At 69.3% G+C, this 23,085-nt stretch carries 19 protein-coding genes; 9 read left to right on the top strand and 10 right to left on the bottom strand.

Features of this window, described 5'->3' with window-relative positions; genetic code table 11:
* Positions 1-29: 29 nt before the first annotated feature.
* The 4 genes from J7520_RS05280 to J7520_RS05265 all read left to right on the top strand — a co-directional run bounded on the left by J7520_RS05280 (position 30) and on the right by J7520_RS05265 (position 5,076).
* Positions 30-2,357 (top strand): winged helix-turn-helix domain-containing protein, encoded by a 2,328-nt coding sequence (locus J7520_RS05280; protein ID WP_291185042.1) that lies wholly within the window; start codon positions 30-32, stop codon positions 2,355-2,357.
* Between the two features lie 208 nt (positions 2,358-2,565).
* Positions 2,566-3,540 (top strand): hypothetical protein, encoded by a 975-nt coding sequence (locus J7520_RS05275; RefSeq protein WP_291185040.1) that lies wholly within the window; start codon positions 2,566-2,568, stop codon positions 3,538-3,540.
* Between the two features lie 154 nt (positions 3,541-3,694).
* Complete coding sequence (locus tag J7520_RS05270) at positions 3,695-4,441, top strand: M15 family metallopeptidase (protein ID WP_291185038.1); 747 nt, start codon at positions 3,695-3,697, stop codon at positions 4,439-4,441.
* A 23-nt stretch (positions 4,442-4,464) separates the two neighbouring features.
* Complete coding sequence (locus J7520_RS05265; protein WP_291185037.1) at positions 4,465-5,076, top strand: glutathione S-transferase N-terminal domain-containing protein; 612 nt, start codon at positions 4,465-4,467, stop codon at positions 5,074-5,076.
* A gap of 149 nt (positions 5,077-5,225) precedes the next feature.
* Here J7520_RS05265 and prpC read toward each other — a convergent pair whose 3' ends face one another.
* The 4 genes from prpC to J7520_RS05245 all read right to left on the bottom strand — a co-directional run bounded on the left by prpC (position 5,226) and on the right by J7520_RS05245 (position 8,704).
* A complete protein-coding gene (gene prpC / locus J7520_RS05260) occupies positions 5,226-6,374 on the bottom strand; it encodes a 2-methylcitrate synthase (RefSeq protein ID WP_291185036.1) in 1,149 nt (382 codons plus the stop codon).
* 55 nt (positions 6,375-6,429) lie between these two features.
* Positions 6,430-6,990, bottom strand: coding sequence for a hypothetical protein (locus J7520_RS05255; RefSeq protein ID WP_291185035.1), 561 nt, complete (start codon positions 6,988-6,990; stop codon positions 6,430-6,432).
* 4 nt (positions 6,991-6,994) lie between these two features.
* On the bottom strand, positions 6,995-7,888 hold the full coding sequence (prpB, locus tag J7520_RS05250) for a methylisocitrate lyase (protein WP_291185033.1): 894 nt from the start codon (positions 7,886-7,888) through the stop codon (positions 6,995-6,997).
* 111 nt (positions 7,889-7,999) lie between these two features.
* A complete protein-coding gene (locus J7520_RS05245; RefSeq protein ID WP_291185031.1) occupies positions 8,000-8,704 on the bottom strand; it encodes a glutathione S-transferase family protein in 705 nt (234 codons plus the stop codon).
* Positions 8,705-8,817: 113 nt separating this feature from the next.
* Here J7520_RS05245 and J7520_RS05240 point away from each other — a divergent pair, with 113 nt between their 5' ends.
* On the top strand, positions 8,818-9,156 hold the full coding sequence (locus tag J7520_RS05240; RefSeq protein WP_291185029.1) for a helix-turn-helix domain-containing protein: 339 nt from the start codon (positions 8,818-8,820) through the stop codon (positions 9,154-9,156).
* 9 nt (positions 9,157-9,165) lie between these two features.
* On the opposite strand, the gene prpE is transcribed toward J7520_RS05240, so the two are convergent.
* Positions 9,166-11,061, bottom strand: a complete 1,896-nt coding sequence (gene prpE, locus J7520_RS05235; RefSeq protein WP_291185026.1) for a propionate--CoA ligase — start codon at positions 11,059-11,061, stop codon at positions 9,166-9,168.
* Positions 11,062-11,199: 138 nt separating this feature from the next.
* Between prpE and J7520_RS05230 the strand changes: the two genes are divergently transcribed.
* Genes J7520_RS05230 through J7520_RS05215 form a run of 4 tightly spaced genes read left to right on the top strand, consistent with a single transcriptional unit; the run spans position 11,200 to position 14,908 of the window.
* Positions 11,200-11,856, top strand: a complete 657-nt coding sequence (locus J7520_RS05230; RefSeq protein ID WP_291185023.1) for a TetR/AcrR family transcriptional regulator — start codon at positions 11,200-11,202, stop codon at positions 11,854-11,856.
* The gene (locus J7520_RS05225) at positions 11,849-12,856 is read left to right on the top strand and encodes an HlyD family secretion protein (RefSeq protein ID WP_291185021.1); all 1,008 of its coding nucleotides are present in this window, start codon (positions 11,849-11,851) and stop codon (positions 12,854-12,856) included. Before J7520_RS05230 ends, J7520_RS05225 begins: the two co-directional genes overlap by 8 nt.
* Positions 12,857-12,878: 22 nt before the next feature.
* Positions 12,879-13,799, top strand: a complete 921-nt coding sequence (locus tag J7520_RS05220; protein WP_291186496.1) for an ABC transporter ATP-binding protein — start codon at positions 12,879-12,881, stop codon at positions 13,797-13,799.
* The gene (locus J7520_RS05215; protein ID WP_291185018.1) at positions 13,796-14,908 is read left to right on the top strand and encodes an ABC transporter permease; all 1,113 of its coding nucleotides are present in this window, start codon (positions 13,796-13,798) and stop codon (positions 14,906-14,908) included. The genes J7520_RS05220 and J7520_RS05215 overlap by 4 nt, the downstream gene beginning before the upstream one ends.
* 242 nt (positions 14,909-15,150) lie before the next feature.
* Here J7520_RS05215 and J7520_RS05210 read toward each other — a convergent pair whose 3' ends face one another.
* From J7520_RS05210 to J7520_RS05190, 5 genes are all read right to left on the bottom strand, one after another.
* Positions 15,151-18,357 (bottom strand): hypothetical protein, encoded by a 3,207-nt coding sequence (locus tag J7520_RS05210; RefSeq protein ID WP_291185015.1) that lies wholly within the window; start codon positions 18,355-18,357, stop codon positions 15,151-15,153.
* Positions 18,354-19,103, bottom strand: a complete 750-nt coding sequence (locus J7520_RS05205) for a hypothetical protein (protein WP_291185013.1) — start codon at positions 19,101-19,103, stop codon at positions 18,354-18,356. Before J7520_RS05205 ends, J7520_RS05210 begins: the two co-directional genes overlap by 4 nt.
* A gap of 261 nt (positions 19,104-19,364) precedes the next feature.
* Complete coding sequence (locus J7520_RS05200; RefSeq protein ID WP_291185010.1) at positions 19,365-21,434, bottom strand: S46 family peptidase; 2,070 nt, start codon at positions 21,432-21,434, stop codon at positions 19,365-19,367.
* A 122-nt stretch (positions 21,435-21,556) separates the two neighbouring features.
* A complete protein-coding gene (locus J7520_RS05195; protein ID WP_291185007.1) occupies positions 21,557-22,543 on the bottom strand; it encodes a malate dehydrogenase in 987 nt (328 codons plus the stop codon).
* A 175-nt stretch (positions 22,544-22,718) separates the two neighbouring features.
* Positions 22,719-23,084 carry a glutaredoxin family protein gene (locus J7520_RS05190; RefSeq protein WP_291185004.1) on the bottom strand — a complete coding sequence of 122 codons (366 nt, stop codon included), beginning with the start codon at positions 23,082-23,084 and terminating at the stop codon, positions 22,719-22,721.
* Between the last annotated feature and the right edge of the window lies 1 nt (position 23,085).

The raw sequence follows: 23,085 nt of genomic DNA, 5'->3' as shown, positions 1-23,085 counted from the left end.
GCTCGTCTTCCTCGTCCCGCCCCGCTTCGATGCACTACCGCTTCGGCCCGTTCCGCCTGAATCCGGAAACCCGCGAACTGCGGCGCGGCGACGCGCGCGTGGCGTTGTCGCGACGCGGCTTCGATTGCCTGCTGTACCTGATCGAACACCGCGAGCGCGCCTGCGGCCGCGACGAGCTGGTGCGGGTCGGCTGGGGAGACGCGCAAGTCACCGATGCCCAGCTCGGCCAGGTCATCCTGCGCCTGCGCCGTTCGCTGGGCGACGACGGACAGGGCCAGCAGACGATCCGCACCGTCACCGGGTTCGGCTATTGCTGGGTCGCGGAGACCGAGTGCCTGGCCGCGGGCGCGATCGGGACTGCGCCGGCGGAACCTGCGGTCGACGTCCCTGCCCTCGAGGCACCATCGGCCTCAGCGACGCCGACGACGGTCGCCGCGCCGGTTCCGCGCAAGCAGCATCGCTGGACGATCGCCGCGGCCCTGGCGCTGCTCGCCATCGCGCTGAGCGCCGCATTCGCATGGCGAACCCCTTCGCCGGCACCGACGACCGCCGCCTCGGAAATCCCGCCCGGCGCGATCGTGCTGCCATTGGCAGTGACCGGCCCGGCGGACAGCGAATGGATCCGCCTCGGCGGAATGGCTCTGGTCATCGCGCGCCTGCGCGAAGCCGGCGTGCCAGCCTTGCAGAGCGAGTCGGTGCTGGGCCTGCTCGCCGATGGCGGGCGCGAGTTGCCGGCACGGCACCTGGTGGTGCGCGGCAGCGCGCGCCTCGACGGCGCCGAATGGCAGGTCGTGCTGGACGCGCGCAACGCGGACGGCTCCATGCAGCGAAGCCGCGCCACCCACGCCGATCCGGCCCAGGCCGCGCGCCAGGCCGCCGACCTGCTCGCCGCCGCGCTCGGCCACGTGCCGCGCAGCGATTCCGATGACGACGGCGGCTTGCAGGCGCGCCTGCTGCGATCCCAGGCAGCCTTGTTCTCCAACCAGCTGGACAGCGCGCGCGAGATCCTGCTCGACGGCAGCGAGGCCGAAGCCGCGCAACCGGCCGCGGTCCGCTACCGGCTGGCGCAGATCGACTATCGCGCCGGCCGCCTCGACCGCGCCGAAAGCGCGCTGAGCGAACTGCTCGCCGATCCGGCCGTCGCCGCCGACGAGCGCCTGCGCGCGCAGGTCCTGTGCGCGCGCGCCACCGTCTACGTGCATCGCGATCGCTACGCCGAGGCCGAGCGCGATTTCGACGCCGCCGTCGCCCTCGCGCGCGAGGGCGGCCGCACGGAAGAACTCGGCCGCGCCCTGAACGGCCGCGGCGCCGCGCGCGTCGCGCTGCAGAAATTCGACCACGCGCTGGCCGATCTCGGCCAGGCGCGCATCGAACTCGGCAAGATCGGCGACGAGCTCGGCGTCGCGCGCGTGGACAACAACAGCGGCGCGCTCGAAGCCGAACGCGCGCACCCGGCACAGGCGCTGCCGTTCTTCGCCGCGGCCGCTGCGCGCTTCGCCGAACTCGGCGCGCTCAACGAGCAGGCGATCGCCTCGATCGGGCTCGCCGACACGCAGGCCTTGCTGCTGCGCCGGAGCGACGCGCTGGCGACCGCCGAACGCGGCTGGGCGCTGCGCGACCGCCTCAGCGACCCGAGCCAGCGCCTCCTGCACGCGGCGAGCCTGGCCGACGCGCAGCTGGCCGTCGGCCGCGAACGCGATGCGGCGCAGACGCTGCACGCCGTCGCCGCCGAGACGGACGCGGGCGACGACGCCTCGCGCGGGCGGCTGCGCGCGGTCGAGGCCGAACTCGCCTGGCGGCAGCAGCGCTACGACGACGCGATCGCCGGCGCCCGCGCCGCCCTCCGCGCCTGGCCCGTCGATGCGCACGACGCCGGACGCGCCGGCGTCGCCCTGATCTTGCAGCGTGCGCTGATCGCCGGCGGTCAGGCCGACCCGCGCCATCCGCCGTCGGATCCGGCGCCGGGCGGGCCCGCGCCCTTCGACGACGACCTGCCGGCGCACGCGCTGGCATCGGCCGAATGGGCCGGATTCGTCGGCCGCGGCGACGACGCGGAGCGTGGCTTCGGCCGCGCGGTCGAACTGGCCGAAGCGCGCGGCGTGCCCGCCGAGATCGTCGAGGCCGTCGCGGCGCAGGCGCCGCGCCTGCTCGCCGCCGGCCGACGCGACGAGGCCGCCGCGCTGGTCGGGCGCGTCGCCGCCTGGTCGCAGCAGGACTACGACAGCGCCCTGCTGCAACTGCGCCTGTTCCACGCCAGCGGCGATTCGCGCGCCTGGCGCGAGGCGCTGACGCACGCCCGGGCGCTGGCCGGCGAGCGCACGCTGCCGTCGCTGCTCGCGCAGGTGCCTGCCGGGTGACGAAACGGGTTTTCCATGCAGCAACAGGGAGTTGCTGACGCCTGCGTAGCGTCGACGTAGCGCGCACCGCCGCGTCCGGCGCTAGCGTTGCGGGACGAAGGACGCGCCTGCGCCGACCGGGACCTGAGCGAATCGCTCGGCGCGGCGCCTTCCTTCTCGCCGGCGAGGCCGTCACCGACGGCCCGCCTTCCACGATCAGGAGTTGCGTATGCATTCGAAGATTCACTGGGCGCTGGCCGTCGTACTGGCGGCGGGTGCCGGCTCGGCCGCGGCGGAGCCCGCCGACTGGGTGAGGGGCACGCTAGACGACGCCTGCGACGTCACCGACCTCGACTTTTCCGACGCGCGCCACGGCTTCGCCACCTGCATGTTCAGCGACGTCATGGTCACCGGCGACGCCGGGGTGAATTGGCACGTCATCCACACCGACCTGGCGCAGACCCTGCGCTGGGCGCGCGCCGCGAGCGACCAGGTGCTGTACGCCGCGCGCCTGGGCTTCTATCGCAGCGACGACCGCGGCCAGACCTGGAGCGAGCTCGGCGGCCTCAGCAGCTCGGACGACTCGATCTTCGACGCGCATTTCTTCGACGCGCAGCACGTCTCGCTGCTGAAGGGCGCCGACCTCTACTACAGCGAGAACGGCGGCGAGAGCTGGGATATGGTCTACCAGCCGCCGCAGAACGTGTTCTTCGACAAGCTGCACTTCCCGAACGCCGACATCGGCTTCGCCACCGGCGGCATCTCCTCGTCGGAGGGGACGGCGGGCTTCGTCGCGCGCACCGCCGACGGCGGACGGAGCTGGACGCTGCTCGACTTCCACGGCGGCCGCATCTACGCGTCGGACTTCTTCGACGCCGATCACGGCATCGTCGCCACGCAGGATTCGAACCTCTACACGACGGTCGACGGCGGCGGCAGCTGGCAGTTGCTGGGCGCGGCGCCGAACGGCGACCTGCTGCTCGACATCGCCCATCGCGACGCGTCGCACTGGTACGCGGTCTCGGCCACCGGCGGGCTGTACGAGACGCGCGACGGTGGCGTCACCTGGGAAACCGGCTACCAGACCCCGGACTACGACGCCCTGGCGGCGGTCACCATCGCCGCCGACGGCGCCGTGGTCGCCGGCGGCAACAGCGGCGTGCTGGTGTACGAGAACCGCGTCTTCCGCGACGGCTTCGACTGACGCCGCCGGTCGGTTCGCCGGCGCCCTCCGCGGCGAAGCGGGCGGCGTCGGCGTTGGCGCCGGCGCGGCACGGTCCGCCGGCGCTGGACGCCGGCTTCCGGTTCTTACAAGGTAGGCGTCCGGTCGGCCGTCGGCCGATGCGAGGGAAAGACGCATGCCTCGTCCGTATCTTCTGCTCGCCGCGCTCGCGCTGTTCGGCTGCGCCGCGCCACAGGCGCAAAAACCGCCCGCCGAGGCGACGCCGGTATTCCGCATCGAGCCGGTGCGCCCGATCGCCGAGCTGCTGCCCGAAGCGCTGGCCGCGACGCCGCCGCCCGAATCGGGCGAGTTCCATCCTTCCGACCTGATCGAGCCGGCGGCGCTCGATCCGTCGATCAAGCTCGACATCCGCTACGCGACGACGCGCAACTTCCTCGGCACGCCGCTGTACAGCCAGGCGCGCGCGTTCCTGCAGCGCCCGGCGGCCGAAGCGCTGGTGCGCGTGCAGCGCGCGCTCGCCGCCGACGGCTACGGCCTGCTCGTGCACGACGCCTACCGGCCGTGGTACGTGACGAAGATGTTCTGGGACGCGACGCCGGTGGACAAGCGCCGCTTCGTCGCCGATCCGGCGCAGGGCTCGCGCCACAACCGCGGCTGCGCGGTCGACCTGACGCTGTACGATCTGCGCAGCGGCCGTGCCGTCGAGATGCCGAGCCTGTACGACGAGATGTCCGAACGCGCGTATCCGGACTACTCCGGCGGCAGCGCCGAGTCGCGCCGCCTGCGCGAGCTGCTGCGCCGGCGCATGCAGGCGGAAGGCTTCGAGGTGTTCGAATTCGAGTGGTGGCACTACGACTACCGTGACTGGCGGTCGTATGCGATCCAGAATGTCCGCTTCGAGGACATCGGCCGCCCGCGCTGAACATCCACCTGAGGAGAAATCGCATGAAGCTGTACTACTCGCCCAACACCTGCGCGCTCGCCGATCACATCGTGCTCGAATGGATCGGCAAGCCGTACGAGGCACAGCGCGTCAGCCGCGAGGAGCGCGGTTCGCCGGAATTCCGCAAGATCAACCCGGCCGGCGCGGTGCCGGTGCTCGACGTCGACGGCTGGATCCTGACGCAGAACGCGGCGATCCTGAACTACCTCGCCGACATCCATCCCGAAGCGAAGCTGGGCGGCGACGGCAGCGCGAAGGGGCGCGCCGAGGTGAACCGCTGGCTGGCCTTCGTGAACTCCGACGTGCATCCGGCGTTCAAGCCGCTGTTCGGCTCGACCGGCTACCTCGAGGACGCCGCCGCGATCGAGAAGAGCAAGACGCACGCACGCGCGGTGCTGCGCACGTTGTTCGCGCGCGCCGACGAGCAGCTTCAAGGGCGCGACTGGCTGACCGGTGCGCGTTCGATCGCCGATCCGTATCTCTACGTCGTGCTGCGCTGGGCCAAGGGGCAGAACCTGGATCTCGACGGCTTCGCGCAGCTGGCGAAGTTCAAGGAGCGCATGGAGGCCGACCCGGCGGTGCAGAAGGTGCTGCGCGAACAGGGGCTCGACTGAAGCGCTCTGTTCGCATCGGGAGCATCCGTTCCCGGATGCTCTCGATGATCAGTACGGCTGGAAACGGCGCGACGGACTCCTGCGAAGTCCATAGCGCGGCCGGGATGACTCGACCCCGGTGATGCAGCGGCCGCGGACGACTGCCGAGGTCAGCGCTGGTCGATCGGCACGAACTTCAAGTCTTCCGGCCCGACGTAGTTCGCGCTCGGACGGATGATCTTGCCGTCGATGCGCTGCTCGACCACGTGCGCGCTCCAGCCCGAGGTGCGCGAGATCACGAACAGCGGCGTGAACATCGCGGTCGGCACGCCCATCATGTGGTAGCTGACGGCGCTGAACCAGTCGAGGTTCGGGAACATCTTCTTGATCTCCCACATCGTCGACTCGAGGCGCTCGGCGATGTCGAACATCTTCAGGTTGGCCTGCGCGGCGGACAGTTCGCGCGCGACTTCCTTGATGACCTTGTTGCGCGGATCGCTGACGGTGTAGACCGGATGGCCGAAACCGATCACGACCTCCTTGCGTTCGACGCGTGCGCGGATGTCGGCTTCCGCCTCGTCCGGCGTGTCGTAGCGCTTCTGGATCTCGAACGCGACTTCGTTGGCGCCGCCGTGCTTGGGCCCGCGCAGCGCGCCGATCGCGCCGGCGATGGCCGAGTACATGTCGCTGCCGGTGCCGGCGATCACGCGCGCGGTGAAGGTCGACGCGTTGAACTCGTGCTCGGCGTAGAGGATCAGCGAGGTGTGCATCGCGCGCACCCACAAGTCGCTCGGCTTCTCGCCGTGCAGCAGGTGCAGGAAGTGACCGCCGATCGAGTCGTCGTCGGTCTCCACTTCGATGCGCTTGCCGTTGACGGCGTAGTGGTACCAGTACAGCAGCACCGAACCGAGCGAGGCCATCAGGCGGTCGGCGATGTCGCGCGCGCCGGGATGGTTGTGGTCGTCCTTCTCCGGCAGCGCGCAGCCGAGCGCGGACACGCCGGTGCGCATCACGTCCATCGGATGCGCCGAGGCCGGCAGCTGCTCCAGCACCGCCTTCACCGACGCCGGGATGCCGCGCAGCGCCTTCAGCTTGGCCTTGTAGCCAGCCAGCTCGGCGCGGTTGGGCAGCTTGCCGTGCACGAGCAGGTGCGCGATCTCCTCGAACTCGCAGGTGGTGGCGACGTCGAGGATGTCGTAGCCGCGGTAGTGCAGGTCGTTGCCGCTGCGGCCGACCGTGCACAGCGCGGTGTTGCCTGCAGCGACGCCGGACAGGGCGACGGATTTCTTCGGCTTGAAGGTCGGAGCGGTATCGGTCATGGGAGTACTCGTTGGACGGTGCAGGATTCGGTGGAGCGATCGATCGCCGCGGCGATCAATCGGAGAAGGTCTCGGCGGCGGTGGGAACGGGACAGCGCTCGACCGGCGCCTGCAAGACCTTCGCCTTTTCGCGCCCGCCGTAGAGCCAGCAATCGCCGAGCGTGGAGCAGTAGCAGATCTCGACGTCGAGCCGCGCGCTCTCGTTGCGGAAACGGCGATAGACCTCGTTGTCGGAGAGCACCAGCATCGGCACCACTTCGCCGCCGCTGACGACGTTGTCGCTGACGGTCGAGGTGCGAAACGGGGTCTTCTCGATGCCGAGCGCAGTGATGACCGCGCGCCAGTTCGCCTGTGGCTTGCCGTCGACCCAGACCCGCATGCTGCGCACGATGGCGGGTCCGACGCCCTTATTGAGTACCTTCAGGGCCGACTCGGTGTCGTAGTTCGCGGTCAGCAGATAAGGCCACACCTGCGCGCGCACCTGCTGGCGCTGCACGTAGGCGGTGTAGCCGGACACCAGCAGCGCGAGGAAGCCGATCAGCGCGGCGACGACGGCGGCGAGCGCGTCCCAATGGCGCTCGCGGCCGGGCTTCTCGGGCACCGCCGGCTCCGTCATCGGCTCACGAATCCTTCTTGCCGCTGGCGAACAGCGTGTCGAGCTTGCGCTCGTAGTCGTGGTAGCCGAGGAAGTCGTACAGCTCCTCGCGCGTCTGCAGCGTCGGCAGCGCCGCCTTCTGCGTGCCGTCGCGGCGCGTGACCTCGTAGAAGTTCAGCGCGGCCTTGTTCATCGCGCGATACGCGCCGCAGCAGTACAGGGCGATGTCGACGCCGACGGATTTCAGCTCTTCGGTGGTGAAGAACGGAGTGGAGCCGAACTCGGTCAGATTGGCGAGGATGGGCACCTTCACCGCGGCCTTGAACTTGCGGTAGTCCTCGAGCGTCTTCATCGCCTCGGGGAAGATCATGTCCGCGCCCGCCTCGACGTAGGCGATCGCGCGTTCGATCGCCGAGTCGATGCCCTCGACCGCCGCCGCGTCGGTGCGCGCCATGATGACGAAGCCCGGATCGGTGCGCGCGTCGACTGCGGACTTGACGCGATCGACCATCTCCTCCTTCGACACCACTTCCTTGCCGGGCCGGTGGCCGCAGCGCTTCTGGCCGACCTGATCCTCCATGTGCACGGCGGCGACGCCGACGTTGATGAAGGAGCGGATGGTGCGCGCGATGTTGAAGGCGCCGCCCCAGCCGGTGTCGATGTCGACCAGCAGCGGCATCTGCGTCGCGTCGACGATGCGGCGCGCGTCGATCAGCACGTCTTCCATCGTGCTGATGCCGAGGTCCGGCACGCCGAGCGAGTTCGCGGCGACGCCGCCGCCGGACAGATACAGCGCCTTGTAGCCGACGCGCTTGGCCATCAGGCCCGCGTACGCGGTGATCGAGCCCATGACCTGCAGCGGACTTTCCTCGGCGACGGCGGCGCGGAAACGCGCGCCGGCGGATGCGATCGGACTCATGCGACCTCCTGAAAAGGTCTGCGATTCTAGCCGATCGGGCGGTACGGCTCCGTCAGGCGATCCGGACGAGCCGCAGCGGACTCGTCCGGATGCGTCGATCCCGCCGAGCGGTCAGGTCCCGTAGCGCCGGATCACTTCCGCCAGCGGCACCTGGCCGAGGCAGGCGCCGGAGCCGGCCGGCGTCTCCCCGTCCTCGATCGCCAGCGCGTAGCGCACCGCAGGGTCGGCCTCCAGACGAGCGCGCAGGGCGTCCAGGCGCGGCCAGCGCCCGCGCTCGGCGACTTGGTGGAATTCGAGCCAGCGCGCGACGCCGATCAGCACGCCGTCGGCCAGGGTCGGCTTGTCGCCGGCCAGGAACGGCGTGCCGCCGAGCATCGCCTCGAGCTTGTCGTGCCGCTCGATCACGCGCTCGCGGCCGAAGCGGCGCAGCGCGGCCTGCTGCTGCGGATCGGGCTCGGCCATTTCCAAGGCCACCCACAGCGGCGTGAACGCGGCGGTGAAGCCGGTGTTGATGAAGGCCAGCATCTGGTGCATGCGATCGGCTTCGCGCGAACGCGGATCGAAGCTGATGCGGCGCTCGTCGTCGCGCGCCTCCAGATGGGCGGCGATCGCCATTGTCTCGCTCAGTGCACGGCCCTCATCGGTGATCAGCACCGGCGTTTCGTGCCGGGCGTTGAGGCGCGCATAGGACGGTTCGCGCATCTCGCCGAGCATGTCCACACGGCTGAGGCGATACGGTCGGCCGAGCCATTCCAGCGCTGCGACCAGACCCATTGAGCTTCCCGCCGGGAAGCCATACAAAAGTATCGGTTCCATCTCGATTCCTGTGTCGGTTCGTGGAGTGACGCCGTGCACGACGCTGACGGGAATATCGAGTCGCGATCCCTGCAAGTAAATGACGCACTTTTTTGTAACCGGAGCCACCCGCGATGAAGACCGCCGTCTCGCCCTGTCCGATCGAGGAAGCGATGGTGCTGCTCAGCGGGCGCTGGCCGACCCTGCTGCTGTACTACCTGCAACCGGGACCGAAGCGCTTCAACGAACTGCGGCGCGACAACCCGAGCATTTCGCACCGCATGCTGACCCTGGAACTGCGCAAGCTCGAAGCGGCCGGCGTCGTCCGGCGCACCGCGCATCCCGGCTATCCGCTGCGCGTGGATTACGCGCTGACCGCATCCGGCCGCAAGCTGGTGCCCTTGATCGACGCGCTCGGCGACTGGTGGAGCGAGAGCGCCGGCGAACGCGCGGCGTTCGTCGCCAGCGCGTGAATCGACGGCTCAGACGTCGCTGCCGCGCGCAAGCGCCCGGCGGATCTCTTCCAACGCGCCAGGGTCGTCCAGCGTCGACAGATCGCCCGGATCGCGCTGCTCGGCCAAGGCCTGCAGCGAACGCCGCAGCAGCTTGCCCGAGCGCGTTTTCGGCAGCGCGTTGACGATGTAGATGCGCGCCGGCTTGGCCACGCCGCCGAGCCTCTCGATCACGCGCCGCTGCATCGCGTCGGCGGTGGCGTGCTTGGTCTGCTCGTCGGCGCCGGCCGCCTTCAAGGTCGCGAACACCACCGGCACCTGCCCCTTCAACTCGTCCTGCACGCCGACCACCGCGGCCTCGGCGACGCTCGCGTGCGTGGCGACCGACTCCTCGATCTCGCGCGTGCCGAGGCGGTGGCCGGCGACGTTGATGACGTCGTCGGTGCGGCCGAGGATGAAGGTGTAGCCGTCCTCGTCGCGCACCGCCCAGTCCAGCGAGCTGTAGAGCAGCTCCTTGAAGTGGCTGAAGTAGCTCGAGCGGAACCGCGCGTCGTCGCGCCAGATCGTCGTCATGCAGCCGGGCGGCAGCGGCGGCACGATCACCAGCACGCCCTTCTCGTTCGGCGCGGCGTCGTTGCCGCTGACTTCGTCGATCACGCGCAGCCGGTAGCCCGGGCTCGGCAGTCCGGGCGAGCCGAACTTGACCGGCTTCAGGTCGAGCCCCGGCATCAAGGTCAGCACCGGCCAGCCGGTCTCGGTCTGCCAGTAGTTGTCGACCACGGTCTTGCCGATGCCGTCGGTGATCCACTGCGCGGTCGGCTCGTCCAGCGGCTCGCCGGCGAGGAACAGCCATTTGAGTTCCGACAGGTCGTACTTGCGCAGCCAGGCGACGTCCTGCTTCTTCAGCACGCGGATCGCAGTCGGCGAGGAGAACATCGTGCGCACACGGTACTGCTCGCACAACCGCCACCAGATGCCGGCGTCCGGATGCGTCGGCAGGCCTTCGTAGAGCAGCGAGGTCGCGCCGGCGATCAGCGGACCGTAGACGTTGTAGGAATGCCCGACCGCCCAGCCGACGTCGGAGGTCGAGAACATCGTCTGGCCGGCGCGCACGTCGTAGATCGCCCACATCGACAGCGCCATCGCGACCGCGTAGCCGCCGACGTCGCGCTGCACGCCCTTCGGCTTGCCGGTGGTGCCCGAGGTGTAGAGCAGGTAGCTCGGCTCATTCGACTCCAGCCATTCCACCGGCACCGTCGCACCGTCGTGACGCGCGTGCAGCTCGGTGTAGTCGACGTCGCGCCCTTCGACACGTACCAGGTCCGGATCGAGTCCGCGGCTGACGATCAGCACGCGCGGCGGCGGCGACTGCGCCTGCGCGCATGCCGCGTCGACCAGCGGCTTGTACGGGATCACCTTGCCGCCGCGCATGCCGGCGTCGGCGCAGATCAGCAGCTTGGGCTGCGCGTCGTCGATGCGCAGGGCCAGGTTGTGCGCGGCGAATCCGCCGAACACGACCGAGTGGACCGCGCCGATGCGCGCGCAGGCGAGCATCGCGAACACCGCCTCGGCCATGTTCGGCATGTAGATCACGACGCGGTCGCCGCGGCCGACGTCGAGCGACTTCAGCACCGAGGCGAACGCGTTCACCTCGCGATGCAGCTCGCGATAGGTGATCTCGCGCGTGAGTCCGGTCTCGGTCGAGATCGCCACCAGGGCGAGCTGGTCGCCGCGCCCGGCCAGATGGCGGTCGATCGCGTTGTGGCACAGGTTGGTCTCGCCGCCGACGAACCAGCGCCGGAACGGCGGATCGGAATAGTCGAGGATCCGCTGCGGCGGCACGTGCCAGTCGATCGCCTTCGCCTGTTCGGCCCAGAACGCCTCCGGCTGCTCGATCGATTGCCGGTAGAGCTCTTCGTAAGTCATCGCACGTCTCCCTCGCGATCGCCGTGCAAGCCTAAGGTACGGCGCACCGGGGCGGGCTACGACAATGGTCGAAGAAGGCTGCGGCGCGATCGACGACCGCCGCTTGAAATTAATTATTCAGTTAATTATTGTGTGGGCATGCCGACACGCAAGAACCCGTCCGGCCGCGCGCCGGGACGCCCCGCCCGCACGCGCGGCGACGAACGCCGGCGCCTGCTCGACGTCGCGCTGGCGCTGTTCGCCAAGCGCGGCATCGCGGCGACGCCGCTGGCCGCGATCGCGCGGCGCGGGCGCGTCACGCCGGCGCTGCTGCACTACTACTTCGGCAGCCGCGACCGCCTGCTCGACGCGCTGATGGACGAACGCGTGCTGCCGCTGCTCGAACCCGTGCGCGCCGATCTGCTCGCGCAGGCGCACGACCCGGCGCGGCAGATCGAAACGCTGGTGCGCAGCCTGTTCCGCGTGCTCGAGGCCAATCCATGGTTGCCGCCTCTGTGGCTGCGCGAGGTGCTCACCGAAGGCGGACTGCTGCGCGAACGCCTGCTGCGCGGCGTCGCCTCGCGCATCGCTCCTCTGCTGCGCGACGCGATCGCCGCGGCGCAGGCGAGCGGCCAGATCAACCGCGATCTCGACCCGCGCCTGACCGTCGTGTCGCTGATCGGCCTGACCGTGTTCCCGTTCGCCGCACGGCCGATCTGGACGCGCCTGCTCGACGCCGACGACGTCGACGCGGGCCGGCTCGCCACCCATACCCTCGCCCTGCTCGGGCGCGGACTGGAGCTCGAACATGCGTGAATGCATCGATCGATTCGGCCATCGAGCGAACCTGCGGCTCATCGCGCTCATCGCCACGGCCCTCCTCGCCGGTTGCGGCGAGCACGAACCGCCGCAGCTGCTCGGCACGCTGGAATGGGATCGTGTCGCGGTCGCCGCCGAAGCCTCCGAGCCGATCCTGTCGATCGCGGTCGCCGAAGGCGCGCACGTGAAGTCCGGCGATCCGATCCTCAGCCTCGACCCACGCCGCAGCGACGCCGCGCTCGCGCAAGCGCAGGCCGAACAGCGCCGCACCGAAGCCGCGTTGACCGAACTGCGCCGCGGCACGCGCATCGAAACCATCGACGCCGCGCGCGCCACGCTGGCCGGCGCCGAATCGACGCGCGCCAACGCGCAACGCGAACGCGATCGGCTGGCCGAGATCCGCAAGCGCGGCCTGATCGCGCAGGCCGACCTCGACAACGCGGAGACCGCGCTGCGCACCGCCGGCGCGAGCGCCAACGCGGCGCGCGCGAACCTGACCGAGCTGCTCAACGGAACGCGCATCGAGGACATCGAGCAGGCCGAGGCGGCGCTGGCCGCCGCGCGAGCCGCCGCCGAGCATGCCGCGCTGACGCGCGCGCGACTGGACGTGCGCGCGCCGCGCGACGGCGAGGTCGACGCGCTGCCGTTCAAGCTCGGCGACCAGCCGCCGCTCGGCGCGCCGCTGGTGAGCCTGCTCGCCGGGCCGGCGCCGTATGCGCGCGTCTACGTGCCGGCCTCGCAGCGCGCCACGCTGAACGAGGGCGCACATTGCCGCGTGCACGTGCAAGGCGTCGCGAGCGCATTCGACGCGACCATCCGCAGCCTGCGCTCGGACCCCGCGTTCACGCCGTACTACGCACTGACCGGCGCCGACGCGAGCCGCCTCGCCTATCGCGCCGAACTGGTGCTGTCCGGCGAGGCGGCGGCGAAGCTCCCCGCCGGCCTGCCGGCGCAGGCCGATTGCTCGAAAGCAGGCAGCGGCGGCGATGGCGGCTGAAGCGCGCGCGCAGGAATCGGTCATCGTCGCGCACGGTCTGACCAAGCGCTTCGGCGACCTGGTCGCGGTCGATCATCTCGACCTCGACGTGCGCCGCGCCGAGATCTACGGTTTCCTCGGCCCGAACGGCTGCGGCAAGTCGACCACCATCCGCATGCTCTGCGGCCTGCTGCGGCCGAGCGAAGGCGAGGTCAGCGTGCTCGGCCAGGCGCTGCCGCGCGGCGCCGAGACGGTCAAGCGCGCGATCGGCTACATGACGCAGAAGTTCTCGCTGTACGAGGACCTCAGCGTGCGCCAGAACCTCGAATTTCTCGCCGCCGTACATGGACTGCGCGGCGCGTCGGCGCGCGCGCGGCTCGAGGAGATGTACGCGCGCTACCACCTCGGCGAACTGAAGGAACGCCTCGCCGGCACGCTGTCCGGCGGCCAGAAGCAGCGCCTCGCCCTCGCCGGCGCGGTGCTGCACGAGCCTGAGCTGCTGCTGCTCGACGAGCCGACCAGCGCCGTCGATCCGCAGTCGCGACGCGATTTCTGGGACGCGCTGTTCGACCTCGCGGAGGCCGGCACGACCTTGCTGGTGTCGACGCACTACATGGACGAAGCCGAGCGCTGCCATCGACTCGCCATCCTCGATCGCGGCCGCCTGGTCGCCGACGGCAGCCCGCAGCGCCTGATGGCCGACCTGCCCGGCTCGACCTTCCGCGTCGACTGCGGCCAGCCGCGCCGCGTGCAGTTGGCGCTCGCGCGCGAAGCGCACGTGCTCGGCGTCGCGCAGATCGGCAGCAGCCTGCGCGTGCTGACCGACCGCCGCGACGGCGCCGACTGGCTGCGCGAGCGCGTGCGCGCGATCGACGCCGACGCCGAGGTCGAAGCGGTCGCCGCGAACCTCGAAGACGTGTTCGTCGCGGCGACGCGCAAGTCCGCCGTCGAGGCGGCCGCATGAGCCTGGCGCGCCTGCTCGCGGTAGTGCGCAAGGAGCTGGTGCAGCTCGGCCGCGACCGTCTCACCTTCGCGATGATCGTCGGCATCCCGACGCTGCAGCTGCTGTTGTTCGGCTTCGCGATCAACCTCGACATCCGCCACCTGCCGGCCGCCGTGCTCGACCAGGCGAACACGATGCACTCGCGCGAACTGGTCGCCGAACTCGCCTCCTCGCAGGTGCTCGACTTCCGCCGCGTCGTCGCCGCGCCGCAGGAAATCGACGCGGCGATGCGCCGCGGCGAGATCAGCGTCGCCGTGGTGATCCCGCAGGATTTCGAGACGCGCCTGGCGCGGCCGGACCGCCCGGCGTGGCAGGTCGTCGTCGACGGTTCGGACCAGTCGGTGCAGGCCGCGGCACGCCAGTTGTCGGCGTTTCCGCTCGCCTCGCTCGACTACGGCGCGGCGGCGAACCGGCCCGGCACGCGCGCGGTGCCGTCGGTCGAGATCGTCAACTTCTACAACCCCGAACGGCGCGCGCCGATCAACACCGTGCCCGGCCTGATCGGCGTGATCCTGGCGATGACGATGGTGATCTTCACCGCGATGGCGATCGTGCGCGAACGCGAGCGCGGCAACATGGAGATGCTGATCGCCACGCCGCTGTCACCGTTCGAGCTGACCATCGGCAAGGTGCTGCCCTACGTCGGCATCGGCCTGGTGCAGGTCACGCTGATCCTGCTGCTCGGCGAACTGGTGTTCGACGTGCCGGTGCGCGGCTCGCTGCTGGAGGTCTATCTCGCGGCGATCGTCTACATCGCGGCGATGCTGTCGCTCGGCGTGTTCATCTCGACGCTCGCCGACAGCCAGTTCCAGGCGATGCAGATGGCGTTCTTCACCTTCCTGCCGCAGATCCTGCTGTCGGGTTTCATGTTCCCCTACGACGGCATGCCGCGCGCGGCGCAATGGCTGGCCGAGATCTTCCCGCTGACGCATTTCCTGCGCCTGATCCGCGGCATCATGCTGCGCGATGCGGCCCTGGGCGAGATGTGGCACGAACTCGCGGCGCTGGCGGCGTTCGTCGTGGTGATGCTGTCGGTCGCGGTGCTGCGGTTCCGCAAGCGGCTGGATTGAAGGGTATGTCTTGCCACATTGAGGCGGTCGCGCTCCGCTCGATCCGGCCAGAGAGCGCTCCACTCATTCGTTGTCGCCACTGTCCCCTCTCCCGCTTGCGGGAGAGGGTTGGGTGAGGGCAATCGGAGTGAAGCGTTTCACTCCGACTCCCCCCATCCGCCTCTGGCACCTTCCCCCGCTTGCCGGGGAAGGGAAAACAGGTTGCTTCTAAGATCGGATCGGATGCGCTCCGACCCGTCCTCTCAATCGCGCTCGAACGGATTGCGCCGCTCTTCCTCGCGTCCGCCGCGCGCGGCGGACGCCTCTTCCGGCGCCGCGGCGGGCACCGCGATCTCCTCGAGCTTCGCCGCACGCAGACTCGCGTTGGCCTGGGCGAGATCGCCGGACTGGAACTTGGCGAACTCCTGCTCCACGTCGCCGAGTTCGCGCTGCAGCGTGTCGACGCGGGCGAGCTGGTAGTCGGTCGGCTTGCCCTCGTAGATCGTGATCGCGCCGTACAGCGTGTCCATGTGCTCGCGCAGACGCTCTTCGCCGGTGATCGCGCCGCCTTCCTTGGTCGCGACGATCTTCTTGCGGATCGTGTCGACCTTGTCCTTCAGCGCGAGCAGCGGCTTGCGCAGCGCGTCGTTCCCGCCGAGCTTGCCGGCGCGTTCGTCCGCCTGCGCGCGCACCGCGTTGATCTTGTGGACCAGGTCGCTCATGCGGCCGAACAGGTCGCGCACGCGCAGCGCGGTGTCGTACTGCGCCTGGCGATCGGCGGTGCCGTAGGCGATGCGGCGGTCGAGGCCGACGTCGAGCTTGGTCTCGTAGACGTCCTTGCCCTTGGTCATGCGCACCGTGTAGGTGCCGGGCGGCACGCGCGGTCCCTGCGTCGAATTGAAGGCGACCTGCGCCGCCGGCGGCACGCGCGGCGGCTTGGCGCGCATCGACCAGTTCACGCGGTTGATGCCGCGGCGCACGCTGGCCGGGATCGTGTCGACGACCTCGCCCTTCGAATCGAGCACCTCGAGCTTGAGCTTGCCGAACAGGTGGCGGCTCTTCTGGTAGTAGACGATGTCGGCGCCGGCCGGCGGATTGGGTCCGCTGAAGCTCGCATCGCCTTCCGACCAGCCGCCGAACGCGTTGATGCGCTGCTGCACCGGCTTGGCCTGCAGGAAGGCCGCCTCGCTCGCCAGCGCCTTCGCGTCGAGCGCGCGCAGCGGCGTCAGGTCGTCGACGATCCAGATGCCGCGACCGTGCGTGGCCAGCGCGAGCGAGGCGTCGCGGTTCTGGAACGCGAGGTCGCGCACCGCCACCGCCGGCATCTCGCCGCCCTTGAACTGCGCCCACTCGCGGCCGCCGTCGATCGAGATCCACAGGCCGAACTCGGTGCCGGCGTAGAGCACGTCCGGCTTGACCGGATCCTGCCGGATCACGTGCACGTAGCCGCGCATGCCCTTCGCGTCCTTCGGGCCGACCAATGCGGTCCAGCTCTGGCCGTAGTCGCGCGTGGCATAGATGTAGGGCGCCATGTCGCCGAAGGTGTGGCGATCGAAGGCGACAAAGGCGGTGCCCGGCTCGAATGCGCCGGCCTGCACCCACGACACCCAGGAATGCTCGGGCACGCCCTTGAGGTTGCGCGTGAGGTTGCTCCACGACTTGCCGCCGTCGCGCGTCAGCTGCACGTTGCCGTCGTCGGTGCCGACCCAGATCAGGCCGGCCTGCTTGGGCGATTCGCTGATCGAGTAGATCGTCGTATGCATCTCGGCCGCGGAGTTGTCGACGGTGACGCCGCCCGATTCCTCCTGCTTCTGCTTCTGCGGGTCGTTGGTGGTCAGGTCGGGCGAGATGCGCTGCCAGCTCTGGCCGTGGTCGTTCGAGCGGAACAGGAATTGCGAGCCGATGTAGATCGCGCCCTTCTCGTTCGGACTCAGCGCGATCGGCGTGTTCCAGTTCCAGCGCAGCTTTTCCTTGTACTCGGCCATCGGCTGCACGAAGCGGATCTCGTGCGTGTGACGATTGATGCGCGCGATCGAGCCGCCCTGGTACTCGGCGTAGAGGTAGGCCGGATCGGCCGGATCCTCGAACATCCAGAAGCCGTCGCCGCCGTACATGTTCTCCCAGCGCGAGTTGGTGACGCCGCCGGGATAGGCGCTGTCGCCGACCCAGGAGCTGTTGTCCTGCAGGCCGCCGTAGACGCGGAACGGATCGGCCTGATCGACGCTGACGTGGTAGAACTGCGAGATCGGCAGGTTGTTCTGCTTCCACCACTTGTTGCCGCCGTCGAAGGACTGCCACAGGCCGCCGTCGTCGCCGCTGATCACGTGCTGGGTGTCGGTCGGGTCGATCCAGATGTCGTGATGGTCGCCGTGCGTGCCGCCGCCGACGTTGGCGAAGCTCTTGCCGCCGTCGAGGCTCTGGATCAGACCGAGATCGGGCTTGAACAGGCGATCGGGATTCTTCGGGTCGACGATCAGATTGGCGAAGTAGAACGGCCGCCAGACCATCATCTGGCTCTTGTCGCGCTTGTCCCAGGTCTTGCCGCCGTCGTCGGAGCGGTACAGCGCCGAGTCGGTCGACTCGACCAGGGCGTAGACGACGTTCGCGTCGGACGGCGCCACGGCGACCGCGATGCGGCCGTAGGGCTTGCTCGGAAAGCCCTTGTTCGCCGCATCGGTGACTTCGGTCCACGATGCGCCGCCGTCGGCGGTGCGGAACAGGCCGCTGCCGGACGGCGCGTCCGGCGACTCGCCGCCGGAACGGAAGCTCCAGCCCTTGCGACGGAAGTCCCACAGGCCGGCGAACAGCACGTCGGGATTCTTCGGATCGAAGCCGATCGAGGCGCAGCCGGTGGAGAGGTTCTTGCCCTTCAGGACCAGATTCCAGCTCTTGCCGCCGTCGCGCGTCTTGTACAGGCCGCGCTCGGCCGAATCGCTCCACAGCTTGCCCGGCACGCAGGCGTAGACCGTGTTGCCGTCGCGCGGGTCGATCAGGATCTTGGCGACGCGCTCGGACTCGGGCAGGCCGAGGTAGCTCCAGGTCTCGCCGCCGTCGCCGGACTTGTAGATGCCGTTGCCGATCGAGACCGAATTGCGTGTCCAGGGCTCGCCGGTGCCGACCCACACGTTCTGCGGGTTGGACGGATCGAGTGCGATCGCGCCGATCGACTGCACCGGCTGCTTGTCGAACACCGGCTTGAACGTGGTACCGCCGTCGTCGGACTTCCACACGCCGCCGGAGGCGGCGCCGACGAACAGCGTCGTCTTGCCGTCCTTGCCCGGCACCGCGGCGAGCGCGGAAACGCGCCCGCTCATCGCCGCCGAGCCGATGTTGCGCGCGCCGAGGCCGGACACGACGCCGGCGTCGAAGCGCGCCTCCGGCGCGGCCGGAGCGGCCACTGCCACTCCGAACGCGGCTGCCGCGAGCAGGCCGCCGCCGACCATTCCCTTCTTCATCGAGTGCGTGCTCATTTCGCGGCTCCCTTCGTCGCGGCCGGGGCCGGAAACGCGAACAGCGCATCCTCCATCGGCACGTTCGCTTCGGCGTGCTCGATCGTGACCTGCTGCTTGCCGCCGTCACCCTTGCTTTCGGTGGCGATGGAGAACGGGAAGTACACGCCGGCGACCTGTTCGTAGTCGCCGTAGTCGCTGACGCGCACGACCTGGGTGCCGCGCACGTTGTGCTGCGCGACGATGCGGATTTCGAGGTAATGGTCCGGATCGAGGTAGACGTATTCGACGTCGCCGTTCTTCAGCGTGACTTTGAGCTTGTGCGCCTCGGTGCCGTCGACGTCCTCGGTGCCGAGGTACTCGAGCTTGCTGCCGCGCGCCTTCCAGTCGAACAGCGCGCCGCCGATCGGCGCTTCGTCGGCCAGCGACTTGACGTCGTCGGCGCTCATCTTCTCGGGGTCCTTGCGGCCCTGGAACGGCGAGATCTGCCAACCTTCGCGGCCGTCCCACGCCTGGACCGACGTCAGTCCCTGCAGGCTGGCCTCCGCCCGGATCGACTCCGGCGCCTTCTGGTACTGCGCGAAGCCGAGCTCGAACTGATCGCCGATCAGCAGCTTGCCGCTCGTCTTCAGCGTCTTGATCGCCTCGAGCTTGGCGGCGCCGCCGCGCGCTTCGAGGTTCTTCGCGACGAGCTCGTCCAACGTCGCCGCCGACGCGCTGCCCGCAAGCAGCGCCAGCAGCCCTACCGCCGTCCACCGGATGTGCATGGTTTCCTCCCGCAAGAATCGCCGCGCCGGCGGGCGAAACGCCTACCGGCGGCCTTCGCGGGCAGAGTAACCGATGCGATTCCTCCCGGAGATGGGAAGAAGGTCATGCTCGGGAAGGATACCGGTCCGTCAGGGCAAGCCATGCAACAGACCGAGCCGAACCGAGTCGGATCGGATCGGATCGCGCCGACGGAGGTATCGGCGAATCCCGCACGGCGCCATGCCCGCGCACGCGGGCACGACGCCGTTTTCAGGAGGGCCTCAGCGACGCGCGCCTTCGATTTCCTTGACCAGCGCGTCGGCGCCGTAGACCTTGCGCAGCGCCTCGAGGATCGCGCCGCTGTGCACCGACACCGCGCGGTTCAGACGCTCGTCGTACCAGTAGTCGCCGCCGAGTGAATGGATGTTGCCGTCGAACACCAGGCCGACGACCTCGGCGTTCTTGTTGATGACCGGGCTGCCGGAATTGCCGCCGATGATGTCGTTGGTGCTGACGAAGTCGAAGCGCTGGTCGAGGTCGAGCCGCGACTTGGCATCGAGCCAGCTCTGCGGCAGCGCGAACGGATAGGAGCCCGTGGCGTGCTCGAACGCGCCGCCGATCGTCGTGAACGGCTTGACCGGCACGCCCTTCTCGTCCCAGCCCTTGACCTCGCCGAACGAGAAGCGCTGGGTGAAGGTCGCGTCCGGATAGACGCTGGTGCCGTACTTGGCGAAGCGCGCTTCGGCGATCAGCTCGGAGTTCTTGTCGATCACCGACTCGATCTCGTTCTCGTAGCGCTTGCGGATCGCGCGCGCGTCGCCGTCGACCTTGCGCGCGAGCGCGATGAACGGATCGTCGGACTTGGCGATCGCGTCCGCGCCGCCTTCCCACAGCGCCTTGCGCACGGCCGGGTCGTTGAGCTTGCTGCCGTCGACCAGCCGCTTGGCCAGCGCCTCCGGCGACTCCTTGCCGAGCACCTGCTTGACGAACGCGTCGTCGGTACCGAGCGCCTCGCGCAGTTTGGACAGCGACCAGCCGAGCTTGACCTTCTCGTAGTCCGGATACACCGGTGCGCTGGAGAACAGCCGCTGCGTGACGCTCGGCAGTCGCGAATCGCTGAATTCGCGCAGGCGCTCGGCGTTCGGCTTGCCGCGCTCGGCGGCACCGCGCACCAGGGTGCGCGCGTACTCGAAGTAGCGCGAGTAGAAGCCGCGGCTGTACTCGATGTAGTTGTAGCGGTCCTCGATGTTGCGATGGAGCGCGACCGCCTTGGCGATCTCGTCCCAGGCCGCGCCGTACTTCTGCTTGCGCGCCGGATCGGCGTCGACGAAGTCGCGCAGCTCCTTCTCCTGCTTGCGCTTGAGTTCGAACACCGCCGGATCCTGCAGCGCCTGCAGGCGGCCGCGCAGCGCCTTGAACGAGTTCTCGGTGCCGAACAGGTCGCTCTGCGCGACGCGCCAGTTCTCGGCGCTCTGGCTGCGGAACTGCTCGAGCACGCCGCGGCGCTCGGCCAGCAGCAGCAGGTACGGGATCAGCTCGTCGTCGCGCGCGAAGTCGAGCTGGGCGATCGTCAGCTGGCGGTCGGTGCCGCCCGGGTTGCCGACGATGACCGTCATCTCGCCTTCCTCGGCGCCGTTCCTGGAGAACGGGAAGTAGTCCTTCACCTGCACCGGCTTGCCGTTCTCGTAGGCGCGCAGCAGGCCCATGTCGAGGTCATAGCGCGGGAAGTTGAAGTTGTCCGGATCGCCGCCGAAGAACGCGATCTCCAGTTCCGGCGCGAACGCCAGGCGCACGTCCTGGAAGCGGTGGTACTTGTAGAGGTCGTAGACGCCGCCGCGATACAGATCGACGACGTCGCAGCGCGTGTTCGCACCGTCCTTGCCGACGCACTCCTTCTCGATCTCGGACTTGATCGCCTTCTCGGCCTTGCTGTAGTCCTCGCCGCTCTTGCCGGCGGTCGCCTGGCGGATGCGCTCGGTGACGTCGACGATCCGGTCGAGCCGGTTCAGCTCGATCTCGGGGCACTTGATCTCGTCCTTCTGCTCCTTCGCCAGGAAGCCGGACTTGATGTAGTCCTTCTCGGCGCTGGAGAGCTGCTGCACGCAGGAGTTCACGCAGTGGTGGTTGGTCAGCACCAGGCCGTTCGGCGACACGAACGAGCCCGAGCAGCCGCCGGCCAGACGCAGCGCGGCCTTCTGCACGTGCTCGGCCCACTTCGCATCCGGTGTGAAGCCGTATTTCGCCTGCACTTCCGCCTTGGGCAGGTTGTCCGGCGTCCACATGCCTTCGCCGGCGATCGCCGCAGTGCTGGACAAGGCGGTGAGCAAGAACGTTACGAGAATCTTGTGCATGGCTTTCCCTCCACTTGAAAGGTGCGGCCATCGACGGCCGCGGGTGGGCCGCCCGAAGGCGCCCACCGTACAGACTGCAGAGACCGATTCCGGCCGCGGCGATCCTGGACGGATCGCACCGATCACTTCTTGGCGAACAGATGCTCGACGCCGGCGCGCTCTTCGCGCAGTTCCTTCTCGGTCGCTTCCATGCGCGCACGCGAGAACGCGTTGATCTCCAGGTCCTGCACGATCGCGTACTTGCCGTCCTTGACGGTGACCGGATAGCCGTAGATCACGCCCGGCGCGATGCCGTAGGAACCGTCGGACGGAATGCCCATCGAGACCCAGTCGCACTCGGCGGTGCCGAGCGCCCAGGAGCGCATATGGTCGACCGCAGCCGACGCGGCCGATGCGGCGCTCGACGCGCCGCGCGCCTTGATGATCGCCGCGCCGCGCTGCTGCACGACCGGGATGAAGTCCTTCTCGTACCAGGTCTGGTCGACCAGGCTCAGCGCCGCCTTGCCCTTCACCGTCGTGTGGTGGATGTCCGGGTACTGGGTCGAGGAATGGTTGCCCCAGATGGTGACCTTCTTGATGTCGGTCGTGTGCGCGCCGGTCTTCTCGGCCAGCTGGGACAGCGCGCGGTTGTGGTCCAGGCGCACCATCGCGGTGAACTGGCCCGGATCGAGGTCGGGTGCGTTGGCTTGCGCGATCAGCGCATTGGTGTTGGCCGGATTGCCGACCACCAGCACCCTGACGTCGCGCTTGGCGTGGTCGTTCAGCGCCTTGCCCTGCGGCGCGAAGATCGCACCGTTCGCCTCGAGCAGGTCCTTGCGCTCCATGCCGGGGCCGCGCGGACGCGCACCGACCAGCAGCGCGTAGTCGACGTCCTTGAACGCGACGTTGACGTCGTCGGTCGCGACGATGCCGGCCAGGGTCGGGAAGGCGCAGTCGTTGAGTTCCATCACCACGCCCTGCAGCGCCGGCAGCGCGGGCGTGATTTCGAGCAGGTGCAGGATCACCGGCTGATCCGGCCCCAGCATGTCGCCGGCGGCGATGCGGAACAGCAGGGCGTAACCGATCTGGCCGGCGGCGCCGGTGACGGCAACTCGGACGGGAGCTTTCATCGTGAGGACCTCGCAGTAGTGCAGGAAATTCGGGTGGTTCGCGAAACCGGGCGTCCCGCCGCGGCTCGCGAGAAAACGGTCGCGGCCCGGCCGCGCCACGTTTTCCACGTCGAACACTCGCGTGTCCGACGCGGCGGCACATCCGTGTGCCGGAGCGATTGTTCGAACCGCTCCGTCAATGCGCCGAAGCCGGCAGCAAGCCGGCTTCGGAAAGGGATTGATGGATCTGGTTGGGCACGTAGCCGACGAAGCGACGCTCGCCGACCAGCAGCACCGGCACGCCGGGGCTGCGCAAGACACCGGCCGCGCGCACGCCTTCCGGACTGTTCTCGACGTCGTACTCGCGGTAGCGCACGCCCCAGCGGTCGAGATCGGCGCGCAGCTTGCTGCAGTAGCCGCACCACGTCGCCGACAGCAGCACGACCGTGTCACCGCCGACCGCGGCACGCAAGGCGGCATGGTCGACCGGCGCGCGGCGCGCACATGCCCCCAGCGTCGCCACGGCGACGCCGGTCAGCAGTGCGAGCGCGAGTCGTCGCATC

Source organism: Dokdonella sp. (assembly GCF_017744955.1).
Classification (GTDB): Bacteria; Pseudomonadota; Gammaproteobacteria; order Xanthomonadales; family Rhodanobacteraceae; genus Dokdonella_A.
This window is presented reverse-complemented; position numbering and strand designations above follow the sequence as displayed.

What these genes read in the sequence shown, in the direction of transcription:
- J7520_RS05280 (WP_291185042.1), top strand. Translation starts at nt 30, where the DNA reads ATGCACTACCGCTTCGGCCCGTTCCGCCTGAATCCGGAAACCCGCGAA.
- J7520_RS05275 (WP_291185040.1), top strand. Translation starts at nt 2,566, where the DNA reads ATGCATTCGAAGATTCACTGGGCGCTGGCCGTCGTACTGGCGGCGGGT.
- J7520_RS05270 (WP_291185038.1), top strand. Translation starts at nt 3,695, where the DNA reads ATGCCTCGTCCGTATCTTCTGCTCGCCGCGCTCGCGCTGTTCGGCTGC.
- J7520_RS05265 (WP_291185037.1), top strand. Translation starts at nt 4,465, where the DNA reads ATGAAGCTGTACTACTCGCCCAACACCTGCGCGCTCGCCGATCACATC.
- prpC (WP_291185036.1), bottom strand. Translation starts at nt 6,374, where the DNA reads ATGACCGATACCGCTCCGACCTTCAAGCCGAAGAAATCCGTCGCCCTG.
- J7520_RS05255 (WP_291185035.1), bottom strand. Translation starts at nt 6,990, where the DNA reads ATGACGGAGCCGGCGGTGCCCGAGAAGCCCGGCCGCGAGCGCCATTGG.
- prpB (WP_291185033.1), bottom strand. Translation starts at nt 7,888, where the DNA reads ATGAGTCCGATCGCATCCGCCGGCGCGCGTTTCCGCGCCGCCGTCGCC.
- J7520_RS05245 (WP_291185031.1), bottom strand. Translation starts at nt 8,704, where the DNA reads ATGGAACCGATACTTTTGTATGGCTTCCCGGCGGGAAGCTCAATGGGT.
- J7520_RS05240 (WP_291185029.1), top strand. Translation starts at nt 8,818, where the DNA reads ATGAAGACCGCCGTCTCGCCCTGTCCGATCGAGGAAGCGATGGTGCTG.
- prpE (WP_291185026.1), bottom strand. Translation starts at nt 11,061, where the DNA reads ATGACTTACGAAGAGCTCTACCGGCAATCGATCGAGCAGCCGGAGGCG.
- J7520_RS05230 (WP_291185023.1), top strand. Translation starts at nt 11,200, where the DNA reads ATGCCGACACGCAAGAACCCGTCCGGCCGCGCGCCGGGACGCCCCGCC.
- J7520_RS05225 (WP_291185021.1), top strand. Translation starts at nt 11,849, where the DNA reads ATGCGTGAATGCATCGATCGATTCGGCCATCGAGCGAACCTGCGGCTC.
- J7520_RS05215 (WP_291185018.1), top strand. Translation starts at nt 13,796, where the DNA reads ATGAGCCTGGCGCGCCTGCTCGCGGTAGTGCGCAAGGAGCTGGTGCAG.
- J7520_RS05210 (WP_291185015.1), bottom strand. Translation starts at nt 18,357, where the DNA reads ATGAGCACGCACTCGATGAAGAAGGGAATGGTCGGCGGCGGCCTGCTC.
- J7520_RS05205 (WP_291185013.1), bottom strand. Translation starts at nt 19,103, where the DNA reads ATGCACATCCGGTGGACGGCGGTAGGGCTGCTGGCGCTGCTTGCGGGC.
- J7520_RS05200 (WP_291185010.1), bottom strand. Translation starts at nt 21,434, where the DNA reads ATGCACAAGATTCTCGTAACGTTCTTGCTCACCGCCTTGTCCAGCACT.
- J7520_RS05195 (WP_291185007.1), bottom strand. Translation starts at nt 22,543, where the DNA reads ATGAAAGCTCCCGTCCGAGTTGCCGTCACCGGCGCCGCCGGCCAGATC.
- J7520_RS05190 (WP_291185004.1), bottom strand. Translation starts at nt 23,084, where the DNA reads ATGCGACGACTCGCGCTCGCACTGCTGACCGGCGTCGCCGTGGCGACG.